The 13,264-nt window shown below is 56.8% G+C and carries 12 protein-coding genes; all 12 read right to left on the reverse strand.

The features are described from left to right. Nucleotides 1–5 precede the first annotated feature (5 nt). Nucleotides 6–1,331, reverse strand: a complete 1,326-nt coding sequence (locus SD70_RS10735; RefSeq protein ID WP_052487280.1) for an MmgE/PrpD family protein — start codon at nucleotides 1,329–1,331, stop codon at nucleotides 6–8. Nucleotides 1,332–1,359: 28 nt separating this feature from the next. Continuing rightward, nucleotides 1,360–2,355 (reverse strand): glycine betaine ABC transporter substrate-binding protein, encoded by a 996-nt coding sequence (locus SD70_RS10740; protein WP_052487281.1) that lies wholly within the window; start codon nucleotides 2,353–2,355, stop codon nucleotides 1,360–1,362. Between the two features lie 32 nt (nucleotides 2,356–2,387). Next, entirely contained in the window at nucleotides 2,388–3,128 is a 741-nt protein-coding gene (locus SD70_RS10745; protein ID WP_041047566.1) for an ABC transporter permease, read from the reverse strand. A 22-nt stretch (nucleotides 3,129–3,150) separates the two neighbouring features. Further along, the gene (locus tag SD70_RS10750; protein ID WP_041047567.1) at nucleotides 3,151–4,152 is read right to left on the reverse strand and encodes an ABC transporter ATP-binding protein; all 1,002 of its coding nucleotides are present in this window, start codon (nucleotides 4,150–4,152) and stop codon (nucleotides 3,151–3,153) included. Nucleotides 4,153–4,172: 20 nt separating this feature from the next. Beyond that, nucleotides 4,173–4,829, reverse strand: coding sequence for an ABC transporter permease (locus SD70_RS10755; RefSeq protein ID WP_041047568.1), 657 nt, complete (start codon nucleotides 4,827–4,829; stop codon nucleotides 4,173–4,175). Nucleotides 4,830–4,888: 59 nt separating this feature from the next. Then, complete coding sequence (locus tag SD70_RS36875; RefSeq protein WP_197080992.1) at nucleotides 4,889–5,068, reverse strand: hypothetical protein; 180 nt, start codon at nucleotides 5,066–5,068, stop codon at nucleotides 4,889–4,891. Between the two features lie 1,342 nt (nucleotides 5,069–6,410). Further along, on the reverse strand, nucleotides 6,411–7,868 hold the full coding sequence (locus tag SD70_RS10765) for a CoA-acylating methylmalonate-semialdehyde dehydrogenase (RefSeq protein WP_041047570.1): 1,458 nt from the start codon (nucleotides 7,866–7,868) through the stop codon (nucleotides 6,411–6,413). Continuing rightward, entirely contained in the window at nucleotides 7,865–8,869 is a 1,005-nt protein-coding gene (iolC, locus tag SD70_RS10770; protein WP_041047571.1) for a 5-dehydro-2-deoxygluconokinase, read from the reverse strand. The genes SD70_RS10765 and iolC overlap by 4 nt, the downstream gene beginning before the upstream one ends. After that, nucleotides 8,866–9,690, reverse strand: coding sequence for a 5-deoxy-glucuronate isomerase (iolB, locus tag SD70_RS10775; protein ID WP_041047572.1), 825 nt, complete (start codon nucleotides 9,688–9,690; stop codon nucleotides 8,866–8,868). Before iolB ends, iolC begins: the two co-directional genes overlap by 4 nt. 27 nt (nucleotides 9,691–9,717) lie before the next feature. After that, complete coding sequence (gene iolD, locus SD70_RS10780) at nucleotides 9,718–11,583, reverse strand: 3D-(3,5/4)-trihydroxycyclohexane-1,2-dione acylhydrolase (decyclizing) (RefSeq protein ID WP_041047573.1); 1,866 nt, start codon at nucleotides 11,581–11,583, stop codon at nucleotides 9,718–9,720. A gap of 24 nt (nucleotides 11,584–11,607) precedes the next feature. After that, on the reverse strand, nucleotides 11,608–12,372 hold the full coding sequence (locus SD70_RS10785; protein ID WP_041047574.1) for a sugar phosphate isomerase/epimerase family protein: 765 nt from the start codon (nucleotides 12,370–12,372) through the stop codon (nucleotides 11,608–11,610). Nucleotides 12,373–12,418: 46 nt separating this feature from the next. Continuing rightward, nucleotides 12,419–13,264, reverse strand: a complete 846-nt coding sequence (locus SD70_RS10790; RefSeq protein ID WP_052487282.1) for a carbohydrate ABC transporter permease — start codon at nucleotides 13,262–13,264, stop codon at nucleotides 12,419–12,421.

A 13,264-nucleotide genomic window follows, 5' to 3' on the forward strand; every position in this document is an offset into this window, starting at 1 on the left:
TATTTTTATCGAGCCGAGGCGGCGATCAGAGCGGTCAACCGCCGCAAGCTGTCAAGCTCCTCGATCCGTTCCAACGTATCCAGCAATTCCGCGCTTCGTTCCTGCCCAAGTACCGGCACAGTCAATTTCATAAACTTGCCCTTCTTCTGTTCCGCCGTCAGCGGAAAGTCGTAATCGCCCTTTGCCTGCTTCACGTCCGAGACGTAGCGGGCCCCGTCCGTAGTGCGGATTTCCACGCGGCTTAACGCCTTTTGCGGGAATTCCCGGTTCAGCCCGGGATCGACTTGCGCCTCCATCTTGCCCATCAGCTTCAGCACTTCCGGATTGCGCAGCTCGTGCAGCACTTGCTCCGGACCGACTTCGCCGAACACAAGACGGCAAGCCGCCGGGAAAAACAAGTGGTACTGCGCTTCCTCCGTACTTGCCGGAGGCGTTTGCTGCAGCCGGGCCGATTCGGCAAACGTATAAATGATCATCGCTTCAATCTCCCGGTAGGGCAAACGATGCTGCCGCATCATATCGTCGATCGCCTCCACGGCCGGCTGGGCCCAGCGGCAGCACGCATGCGGCTTGTAATAGAGCTGATGAATGCGATAACTCCCACCCAGTTCGTCTGTCAAGCTGGTCGTGTCCTCCAGCGTAAATAAAGAAGGGATGCCGGTAAAACCTTCCGCTGCCAAATAAGCCGAACTAATGCCTGTCATGCTGCCCCAGCCGATTCCGTCCTTGACCATCGATGGCGTATCGATGCAGCGCATCATTGGCGAATACGTGGAATGGTACTCCGCAACGCCGAGCGCGTGCTCGATTTGCCGCCCCTTAAGTCCGAGCAGGCACGCGGCGGCCGCCGCGGCGCCGAGCGCCCCCCACGACCCCGTGCAGTGATACTCCGGCCGCAACCGGTGGGCGAGCATCCCGGCCCGTATGCCCACTTCATATCCTACGAGCAGTGCTGACAGAAATTGCCTGCCGTCAGCCCCCGCATCTTCCGCCGCGGCGAGCGCCGCCGGAAATACGACCGCCCCCGGATGGCCCTTGACGAGCCGATGGCCGTCGTCGAGATCGAGCGAGTTGGCTAGCGTGGCGTTGACGAGCGCGGCCCCTGCCGGGCTCAGCCGTTCCGCGGCCAGAAACAGCGTACAGTCGCCGCGACCCCATTGCCGGATCGCGAACATGCGTGTCATAGCGGCCGCCGGCGCCTGCCCGCCGGCCACCGTGCAGCCTACGATGTCGATCAACGCTTCCTTGAGCGCCCGAACGGTTGCCGCATCGCACAGTTCGATGGATTCCGTTTCCACATAAGAGACGACTTTATCGTTTAAACGAGTCATGTACGTTCTCCTTAAACGGCAAGCGCGGCTATTGCTTGATCAGCTGCGCCGAAACGAGCCACTGTCTGGCAACTTCGGCAACGTCTTTATGCTCGACGTCGACGGTATAGTTCAATTTGATCATCGTGTCCGTATTGAGCTTGTCGGAGAGCTTGTTGAGCAAGTCGGCCAAGCTGGGGTTTTTGTCCAGCGCCGCCTGTCTGACTACAGGCGCGGCATTGTACGCCGGGAAAAACATTTTGTCGTCCTGCAGCGCCACCAGATCGAAGCCTTTAATGCGGCCGTCCGTCGCAAAACCGACCGATACGTCGACCTGCTTGTCTTTCAGCGCGTTATACAACAGACCGGAGTCCATCTTGACCACGTTTTTCGCCGGGAACGAAAAGCCGTATTTTTTCTCCACGCCTTTCATGCCGTCTTCGCGGGCGTAAAACTCCGCATTCGAGGCGAACTTCAGCTTGTCCCCGTTTTTCTGCATATACTGGGCCAGATCCGATATGCTTTTGATGCCGAGCTCTTTCGCCTGATCCCCGCGCATCAAAATCGCATACGTGTTATTGAAGTCTGCTTTGTTCAGCCAAGCGAGCTTGTTTTCCTTGTCCTTCGTTTTGACTTTGTCGTAAGCTTTAGCAGGGTCCGTTTCCGCCGGCTGCTTTTGATAAACGACAAGGGCCGTGCCGGTATATTCCCAGTACATATCGATTTGCCCGTTCTCCAGCGCATTGCGGACGACCGTGCTGCCCATGTTGCTCGCTTCCTCTACGGGATAGCCGTTTTCCTTCAAGTAAATCGAAGTCATTTTCGACAAAATTTGCTGCTCCGTAAAGTCTTTGCCGCCGATGACCACTTTCCCTTTGCTCGCGCCGCCGTCCTGCTTTGCGGGCTCCGCTTTGCCCGGCTCCGTCTTGGACGGTTCCGTCTTCCCCTGCGTTCCCGTATTCGCAGTTCCGCATGCAGCGAGCATCATCATGGCGAGCAACAAGGTAAGGAGGATTGCCGCATACTTTTTCCCATATTTGTTCATGTATTACCCCTCCGTTTTTCACTGTGAAATGATTATAGCGTTTCCAAATTTCTTTGCAGGCCTTTCGGAATGACAACGCGTTCCAACTTTCCCAGCACGAAATCAATGATAACCGCGAGCACCATGACAGGCAATGCGCCGGCCAGCATAATCCCGGTATCGTATAAGGAGATGCCGGTAAAGATGAAATCGCCCAAACCACCTCCTCCAATAAGAAATGCCAGCGTCGCCGTGCCGACGTTGATCACGATCGACGTGCGGATGCCTGCCAGAATGGCGTACGAAGCGTTTGGCAGTTCAAGCTTCCAAAAAATTTGCCCCGGCGACATGCCCATTCCTTTGCCCGCATCCAAAATGGACGGACTTACGTTCTCCAGTCCGGCAATCGTGTTGCGCAAAATCGGCAAGAGCGAATTGATCCAAAGAGCAAACACGGCAGTCTGATAGCCGATGCCCAAATAGCTCATCACCAGGGCCAGTATCGCCAAGCTCGGAATCGTCTGTCCCAAATTGGCGAAATTGGTGGCGATCCACTGCAGCTTCCGAAACCGCTCCCTGGTCACGATAATGCCTGCCGGAACGGCTGCGGCGACGGCCAGCAGGGCCGACAGCCCGACCAGCTGCAAATGCTGCAGCAACAAATAGATCAGGTCGCCGGGCCGGTCGATCATCAATTGAAACGAGCCCGCAGCGAACGCCCAGACGACCACGCCGGCAATCACGAGCAGCAAACCGGCTTTGACGACTTTCTCCGTAAACGATCGTTTTTTCATACTCTCACCTCTTGCTCGCCGCTCATACCGACGATTTCAACTCGAAGGGATGGATGTCCGCCAAAGCCTCGAAATCATGCAAGTTCAACAGCCCGACATGGTTGTTCTTGCTGTCTGCGACGACCGCTTCCCCCGTCGGCGATGACAGGATGACGGAAAGAGCGGTGCGGAGATTCGTTTCCATGTCGATGGTCGGAGAACCGGAATGCCTGGCGTCGCCGTTCAGTTTGCGCGGGTGCTTTAATTTGAAAAACAGATCGTGCACCGTCAGCAGCGTCAGCCGCTTCAAAGCGCGGTCGCCGCCGACGAAGTCTTCCACAAACTCATCTTTCGGATTGGACAAAATTTCGTCCGGCGTCCCGTACTGCATCAGCTGCCCCGCTTTGAAAATGGCGATTTTGTCGCCAAGGCGAATCGCTTCGTCAATGTCGTGGCTGACGAACAGGATCGTCTTCTTGACATTTTGCTGGATGCGTAAAAATTCGTTCTGAATCCGTTCGCGCATGATCGGGTCCAGCGCCCCGAACGGCTCGTCCATCAGCATGACCGGCGGGTCGGCCGCCAGCGCCCTGGCTACGCCGATCCGCTGCTGTTGGCCTCCGGAAAGCTCCCAAGGATACCTTTTGCGGTATTCATCCGGGTTAAGTCCCATCAACTCCATCAGCTCGTCGTAACGGTTTTGCATTTTTTTCCGATCCCACCCGAGCAGCTTCGGCACGACGCAAATATTTTGCTCGATCGTCATGTTCGGAAACAGCCCGATTTGCTGAATGACGTACCCGATCGAACGGCGCAGCTCGATCGTGTCGAACGACTCGATGCTTTTCCCGTTCACGTGGATCGCTCCGCCGCTCAGCGGGATAAGCCGGTTGACCATTCGCAGCAGCGTCGTTTTGCCGCAGCCGGAGGGGCCGAGAAACACGCAAATTTGGCCTTCCTCTACGTGGAGGTTAATGCGGTCTACGGCCTTGACTTTTTTGTCGGCGCTTTCATAAATCTTGGTCGCGTTGTCAAAAACGATCATCTGTTATCACCTTCCTTCTTTTACGATGAAGCTTTATTTTTGACAGGCTGCACTTTCGTCTGGACCCGGCCTAACGCGTAGTCGACGGCGATCGCCAGCACCGATACGGATATCGCGCCGGCTTGCACCATGACCGCATAGCTCGTCGAGATGCCGCGTGAAATATAGACGCCGAGCCCGCCTGCGCCGATATAAGCGGCAATGGCTCCAATGCCGATCGTCAGCACAACCGCAATGCGCACGCCCGCCATAATGACCGGAAACGCGAGCGGTATTTCCACTTTTCGGAGCCGCTGCCACGTCGTCATGCCCATGCCGATCGCGGCGTCGCGCAAGCTGGCGTCGACGTTCTTGATCGCGATATACGTGTTGCGGATAATCGGCAGCTGCGAGTACAGGACAAGAGCGATAAAAGCCGGTAAAAATCCGATCCCCTGATGAATGAGCGACAGGACGGGGATCATAATGCCGAAGAGCGCCATGCTCGGTATCGTCATAATAATTCCGGCTACCGCGAGCACGAGATTCGCCAGCGTTTCCCGCTGCGTAATGTAGATGCCGAACGGCACTCCCGTCAGTATCGCGACGATGACGGCAGAGCCTACCAATTGAATGTGCTGCCATGTCATGCCCAGCAAATGATTCCAGTTGTCCGCGAAAAATTGAACCAGGCTCATATGACATCCTCCTTTCTTTACAGCGCTTTCATTTCGTTAAATGTTTGTTCATTTCTATATCAAGCAAGAATCGTGCCAACAACAAAAGAGGCGGCAAATCCGGCATCAGCTCGAATTGCGCTGCAATCAAACGCAAATTTTTTTGTCATGTTGTAAAAAAATTTTGCCTGCCGGTATTCCCGCGAAGTGCTGCGCGCCAAGTAAGTGCGGATTGCCGCCTGCACGACGCGGTCGCGCACCGCTTGCACCACCTTCTGATTGAATACGCTCGGGATAATGTAATGCTTGTTTCTTTGATCGAGGCGATCGCCATGTTTCGCACCCCACATCGCTTTCCCCTCCATGTGATTGTTGCCATTACGCTTAACAGACCATAAGCAATTCGCGTGCCGGCTCCATCAGCGGTTCAGCTTCTTCGTCCAAAATCCGCCGACGAAGCGGTACGCTTCATAACAGCAAGGCTGGGGATAACACTGCATCAAACAAGCGGAGAAAAAAGATTGCTCCTTTCTTTGGGATGCTGCGGCCCAGCCGGCCTTTGCAGAGTTACCTCAGCTAACCGAATGTCTTGTTTATCAGCCATGCCCTCATGGTGAATGTGTCGGACGGTTCGATGGATAATATCTGGAATTATGAGCTCCGAATCCGGCCTACGGTCCCAAACAGATGGCGTTATAAGCTGTAATATAGCCCGTGTTCGTTAAATAGCGGCTTAGCGGACGCTGACTTTGAGCCAAAATGGAACAACCGGCTATTACCGCCTCGAAGGTCGTTCCATGCGAATTTTCGTCGCTATGTAGGGAATAGTCGGTCCTTACACGTTCATTCCGTCAAATCGGCGCTTAATAGCGCCCCGCTTGACGCTGCATAGCGAATCGGTTCTTTAAACGGAACAGGCGGAACAGTTAGGCAGACGGACAGACAAAACAGACGGACAGGCGGAGTAGATGAAGCAGACAAACAGACGACAGACGGGGGACGGCAGACGAAGCAGACTGCAGAAGGACAGACGGAACATACTGGAACGAAAGCACAAACTACCAGCCGGAACAATGCCGGCAAGTATCCCCCGGCACCGGCCAGCAACGCCTTTTTCTCGATAAGCAAAACTCCTATTCGGAGAACTTTCCACAAAGGCATGACTCTGCGTAAGCGGAAGCTTTTCATGCCGTAAGGAATGCTCTCCTCATCGCTTTATCGCTATAGAAAACTTAAACATTCCTTATGGCGCAGTTTACATTGGTTGAGGCTTAACTGGAATTCCTCCTGTTCATGCTGCTGTATGAAACGATGTTATTCAGTTGCATGGAAAACCTACCGCTATTTTCAACGAATTCCGACGATGTAGGGACATAAAGCCCAATTTACAGGAGGTTTTCCCGTTACCCTACCTTATATCGAGATTCTGATCAAAATTAACAGGAGGATTTCCTGCAACAGTCGACGGTCAGGAGACCAGGGTCGTTCCCGCTAAGCAACGATGTTTTTACACTGTGTTTTTCTCACCAGCAAAAAACGAAGACGCGACCGGTCGGCCGCGTCTTCGTTTACTGCATCTGCTTTAACGGATGAAACGGTACATCAGCCCGGATAGCGGGCCACCACCATTTTCTTGCGCGTATAAAACTCTACCCCGTCTTTGCCGTTGGCGTGCAAATCGCCGTAAAACGATTTCTTGTACCCCGAGAACGGGAAGAAAGCCATCGGCGCCGGAACTCCGACGTTCACCCCGAGCATGCCGGCATCCATGTTCTCGCGAAACTCCCGAACCGCTTTCGCGCTGTCCGTGTAAATGCAGCCGCCGTTGGCAAATTCGGATTCGTTGGCTATGGCGATCGCTTCGGCCAGCGTATCCACGCGAATGACCTGGAGCACCGGCGCAAAAATTTCGTCGTTCCATATCGTCATGCCAGGCGCCGCCTCGTCGAACAGCGTTGGCCCGAGGAAATACCCTTCGCCCTGAGCGGCCTCGTGCGCTCTACCGTCCAGCACGAGCTTCGCTCCTTCCGATATGCCCTGTTCAATGTACTTGACCGTTCTTTCCTTGTGCGAATCGCGGATGACAGGGCCCAGGAACACGTTCTCCTGCAAGCCGTTGCCGACCTTCAGCCCTTTAGCCGTCTCCGTCAGACGCCGCACCAGCTCATCCGCAATACTGCCGACCGCTACGACGACGGATGCGGCCATGCAGCGCTCCCCGGCGGAGCCGAATGCGGCGTTCGTAATCTCTTTGACCGCGAGCTCGAGATTGGCATCGGGCATGACGATCGAATGGTTTTTCGCGCCGCCGAGCGCCTGCACCCTTTTGCCGTGAGCCGCTGCCGTTTTATAGACGTATTCGGCCACCGGCTGCGAGCCGACGAAGGAGATCGCGTTCACGCCCGGGTGCTCGAGCAGCCCGTTCACGACGTCGTGGGCGCCGTGCACGATGTTGAACACGCCTTGCGGCAAGCCCGCTTCCGCCAGCAGCTCGGCCAAACGGCCTGCCAGCAGAGGCGTTCTCTCCGACGGCTTCAGCACGAACGTATTGCCGCACGCAATCGCGAGCGGGAACATCCAGCAAGGAACCATCATCGGGAAGTTGAATGGCGTAATGCCGCCGACAACGCCGACAGGGTACCGGTACATGCCCGACTCCAAACCTGTAGCGATATCCGGCAAAACGCTGCCCATCATGAGGGAAGGCACCCCTGCGGCGAACTCCACGCACTCGATGCCGCGCAGCACTTCCCCGTGCGCCTCGCCGTAGCTTTTGCCGTTTTCTTTCGTAACGAGCTCGGCCAGTTCCTGCCAATGATCGACGAGCAGCTGCTGATATTTGAACAAAATGCGCGCGCGCTTCGGCACCGCGACGTTTTTCCAGTCCCGGAAAGCGTCTCTTGCGGCTTGCACGGCCCGATCCAGATCGGCGCGCGACGAGATCGGCACCCGCGCGATCGTTTCGCCGGTTGCCGGATTCGGCACGTCGTCCACCCGGCTTGCGGCTGCTTCGACCCACTGTCCGCCGATATAATTTTTCAATATTGCCCGTTGTGTCATAGATCGTTCCTCCCGGAATGCTGAGCGATAACCGCTTCGATTTGCTCTACTGTCGGCATGGCGTCAGAGCAGCTGTGGCTGGACACGACGATCGACGCGGAAGCGCTCCCGAACTGTTGGCAGCGGTCGACGCTCCACCCCTGGAACAGACCGTATATAAACGCGCCCGCGAACGAATCCCCCGCGCCGAACGTTTTGACGACATTCGCCGGGAACGTCCCCGCCCGGTACGTTTTGCCGTCTTTCGTAAAAGCGATCGACCCTTTCGAGCCGTGCTTCACCAGGACAAGCCGGGCTTTGCAGCGGAACCACATTTCCGCCGTATACCAATCGTCGTGGCGCAGCTCCCCGAACGGCGCTTCCATCAAATCGAACTCTTCCCGCCCGGCGATGATGACGTCGCTTTTCTCCGCGACCATGCGGCAATAAATGCCCGTTTCTTCAAGGGAATTCCACGAATAAGGCCGGTAATCGACATCGAAAATGACTCGCACGCCATGCTTGACGGCGTATTCCAGCGCCATGAATACCGCTTCCCGGGAAGGGCTTTTGGCCAGCGCCGTGCCGGAAATGAGCAGCGCTTTGGCCTGCTTGATGTAATCCTCCTTCACCTCGCCCGGCGCCAGCTTCAAATCGGCGGCATTGTCCCGGTACATGAGAATGCTGCAGTCTTGCGGCGAGCGAATTTCCGTGAACGCGAGACCCGTCACGCTGCCTGTCCGGTCCGTAACGACATTGTCCGTGTTGATGCCCTCTTTGGTTAAATACTGCCGAATGAATCGGCCGAACTGGTCGTCGGCCACTTTCCCGACAAAGCCCGTCCTTACCCCGAGTCTGGCGGCAGCAATCGCGATATTGGCCGGAGATCCGCCCAAGTACTTCGTAAACGTGAGCGTCTCCTCCATCGGTCTGTTGATTTCATTGGCGTTCATATCGATGCACAGCCGTCCGAGAGCAATCAGGTCGAGCGGCCGGTCGGCGGGAAATGAAATGAGGCTCATTGCTCCCCCTCCTTTGCAGGCTGTCGAAATAACCATTCGTGATCGGGATCGTTATGGAATTTCCACGTGCGCACCGGCCCCGCCATCACGTTCAAATAATAAAGGTCGTAGCCGGGCGCGGCGGAAACGGGATGATAGCCTTTCGGCACCAAAACCGCATCGCCGTTCGCCACGGCCATCGCCTCGTCGAGCGACCGGTCGTCCGTATACACCCGCTGCAGCGCAAACCCGTGTCCCGGGTTTACCCGGTGGTAGTAAATCTCTTCCAAATACGACTCGTGCGGCAAACGGTCGCGGTCGTGCTTGTGCGGCGGGTAGCTGGACCAATGGCCGCCCGGCGTAAACACTTCCACGACGAGCAGGCTCCCGGCCTCTTGCTGCTCCGGCAAAATATTGTGGACGCGGCGCAGCATGTTGCCGTAACCGCGCATCTCCGCCTGCACGTCGGCCGAACGAATGAAGTGCGCCTCGCCGCCCGCTTTCCCCGGAGCGCTGCATACCGCGATTTCCAAGTCGGTCAACGCTTCGATCTCGTATTCGTCGTTCATCGGCACATAGACCGAGTCGGGAGGCGTCCCCTCGAAAATGCTCATGCGGCTTCCGATATTTAGGCATTGCAGCCGGGACGTCACGATGTTCGCTTTGCCCTGCAGAAGGGTCAGGCATACTTCCGCGGAGCCCGTTCGTTTGTTCACCTTTTGGCCGGGCTTTAACCGGTACACGTGCAGCCCGATGTACGACCAGCCTGCCGATTCGGGCGTGATCGCCAGCACGTTCCCTTCGGCATCCGGCTCGCGGCTCTTGACGACAAGGTTAGGCATACGTTTCTCCCCATTCCCGATCTATTTTTATATCAGCTTGGCGGCGCTCCGTTTGCCGCGGAATTGCTCGTGGGCTGCTCGCACTTTGGCGCTAGCCGAAACTTCCGCCACATCGACTCTCCACCACGATTCGTAGCCGCCCGTATTCGTGCCTGGCAGCACTCGGATATGAATGAGCGAGCTTGCCGTTTGTTCGCGGGCGCGTTCCAGCGCTTGACGCAGCTCAGACAAAGTTGAAGCCGTATAGGCGTTCGCTCCCAAGCTCCGGGCGTTCGCTGCGAAATCGATCGGCATCAAATCTCCCGTCAAGCCGCCGGTTGCCTCCGAGCGGTAGCGAAACTCGTTGCCGAAGCCGTCGCTTCCGTGCTCGCGCTGCAAATTGTGAATGCATTGGAAGCCGTGGTTGTCGAACAGCAAAATCGTAATTTTACGCCCTTCCTGCAAGCTGGTGACGAGCTCGGAATGCAGCATCAAATAGCTGCCGTCGCCGACCATCGCATATACTTCCCGCCCCGGCTCCGCCAGCTTCACGCCGAAAGCGCCGGCGATTTCGTATCCCATGCAGGAGAAGCCGTATTCCATATGATACGTTTTGGGCCGCTCCGCCCTCCACAGCCGATGCAGATCGCCCGGCAAGCTGCCGGCTGCGCAAACGATCACGTCCTCCGGCTGCAAAAAGGCGTTGATCTCGCCGAGCACCCTGGTTTGCGCCAGGCCGTCCGCCCTTTCGAGCGCGTACAAACGGTCGGTTTCGGCGATCCATTCGCGCTTCAGCTGCGCAAGCTCCTCGGTGATGTATGCGGAGCTATAGCCAATTGCTTGCAAATCCTCCCGCAGTCCTTGCAGCGCCAGCTTGGCGTCGGCTTGCACAGGCACCGCGCCCAGCTTGACCGAATCCAGGCTGCTCACGTTCAGCTGCAAAAAATGCACGTCCGGATGCTGAAACGCGCTCTTCGACGCCGTCGTAAAATCGCTCAGCCGCGTGCCTACGCAAATGACCAAATCCGCATCTTTCGCCAGCCGGTTGGCGGCAAGCGAGCCCGTAGCCCCGATGCTTCCCATGTTCAGCGGGTGGTCCCACGCCATGGCGCTTTTGCCGGCCTGCGTCTCTCCGACGGGGATGCGGAACGTTTCCGCGAACGCTTGAAGCTGCTGTGCTGCGAGCGAATAATGGACGCCGCCGCCGGCGATAATAAACGGCTTTTTCTTGCCCGCAATGAGCTCAGCCGCGCGCCTGCGGGCCGATTCCGACATCGGCCGCCGGTCGATCGGATGCACCCTTTTCGCGAAAAAGGCAGCCGGATAGTCGAACGCCTCGCACTGCACGTCCTGCGGCAGCGCCAGCGTGACGGCTCCCGTCTCGGCGGGGTCCGTCAGCACGCGCATCGCTTGCGGCAGCGAAGCCATCAGTTGCTCCGGCCTGACGATGCGGTCCCAATACTTGCTCACCGGTTTGAACGCGTCGTTAGCCGAAACCGTGTAATCCGCCGCGTGCTCCACTTGCTGCAATACCGGATCAGGCTGTCTCCCGGCGAAAGTGTCGCCCGGAAGAAATAGCGCCGGGATGCGGTTGACCGTCGCCGTAGCGGCCGCCGTCACCATATTCAGAGCCCCGGGGCCGATGGAGGACGTACAGGCGAAGATGCCGAGCCTGTTTTTTTGCTTGGCGAAGGCGACGGCCGCATGGGCCATGCCTTGCTCGTTTTTTCCTTGAATGAATTGCAGGCTGCCGGGGTCCCGCTCCAGCGCTTCCCCGATGCCCGTCACGTTGCCGTGGCCGAATATGCCCATAACGCCGTGCACGAACTTCAGCTCTTGCCCGTCGATTTCCACATACTGCTGATCCAAAAACCGAATCAGCGCCTGCGCCATCGTTAATCGAATCGTTGTCATAGCACCCTCCCGAACGTTCCGGCGTTACAATCCGAGCTTTTCGGACATGGCGATCAAATTGCCGAGACTGAGCTCCAGGCTGTCGAACGGACTGCCCGGGCATTCGTCCTGCTCGACGGCGTACCATTCCACGCCATGCTGTTCGCCCCATAGCAAAATCGGCTCGAAATCGATCAGCCCGGTCCCGACTTCTGCGTAGAACTTGCGCCCGTCCGCCGTCATATCTTTCAAATGAAGGATCGGAATGCGGCCCGGGAACTTGCGGATATAGTCGAGCGGGTCGTGCCCGGCCATTTTCACCCAATACGTGTCCACTTCGGGATAAAGGAACTGATTGCCTACCGGGGTCATCAAGTAATCGAGCGCCAGCTTGCCGTCGACGACGGTCTTGAACTCGAAATCATGGTTATGGTAACCGACCCGGTACCCGAACGGGGTTACTTTGCTCGCCGTTGCGAGCAGCTCCCGCTTGGCTTGCTTGTAGCCTTCGACATGCTGCATATCGTCCTCGAGATAATGGCAGAAAAAATCTTTCGTCCCGAAAGTTCTCGCCTCTTCCATAACCGTCTCAAGCTCGCCGTTCATCCGGTCCAGGCCGATATGCATGCCAGCTGCGCGGAGCCCCGTCTCTTTCAGCACGGCGGCGATTTCATGCGCGGGATACCCGTGCAGCCCGTCGATTTGCACCGCGGCCCAGCCCATTTGTTTGAGCGTTCTCAGCACGGAATAAAAGTCCTTCTTCAGTTCGTCGCGCAGCGTGTACAGCTGTGCCGCGAATTTTTCCCTCATCCTCGTTCCTCTCCTTTCGTTTTGCGGCGAGCGGCGGCGGCACGGTTTACGACTTGACCGCGCCCGCCGTCAGTCCGTCGATCAAGAACCGCTGGAACAGAAGCGAGATCAAAATCGGCGGAAGCAACCCGACAACCCCGGCCGCCGTCAGCAGCCCGTAGTCGACCGAGAAGCGGCCGAGAAACTCGTTGATGGCCACCGGCATCGTTTTGGCCTGCGTCGTGCTTGTGAGCACGAGCGGAGTCAGGAAGTCGTTCCACGAGTTCAGGAACGCAAAGACGCCCGTTGCAAACAAGCCCGGCGTGCTGATCGGCAAAATGATCCGAAACAGCGCCCCGAACCGCCCCAAGCCGTCAATAAAGGCGGCGTCTTCCAGCTCCTTCGGAACGGTGTAGAAAAAGCTGCGCATCACCCAAATGATAAACGGCAAAATAAACGAGATTTGCGTCATAATGAGCGAAGATTTCGTGTCCAGCATGCCGATATTTTTAAAGATGATATAAATCGGGATCAGCACGGCAATTCCCGGAATCATCTGGGTGAACAAGATGAACAAAATGAAGTATTCGCGAAATTTAAATTGCAGCCTGGCGAACGCGTAAGCGCCGAGCGCCCCGAACAGCAAGCAGACGAACGTCGTCACGGAGGCGACGATCAAGCTGTTGAGCAAAGAGTCCACATAGCCGGAAATGTTCGTTTGATCCGTGAACACTTTGGCGTAGTTTTGCAGCGTAGGCTCTTTCGGGAACCAGCTGAAAGGGCTGCCCGTAATTTGCTTGTTCGTCGAAATGCTCGTAATGAGTATCCAGAGGAACGGTGCGATCGTAAAGATCATGACCGCCAGCGCCATGAGATAGGTCGCTATTTTTTCGAAAGTATGGTTGTTGGTCAA

The sequence above is a fragment of the Gordoniibacillus kamchatkensis genome, assembly GCF_000829455.1.
GTDB classification, from domain to species: Bacteria; Bacillota; Bacilli; order Paenibacillales; family NBRC-103111; genus Gordoniibacillus; species Gordoniibacillus kamchatkensis.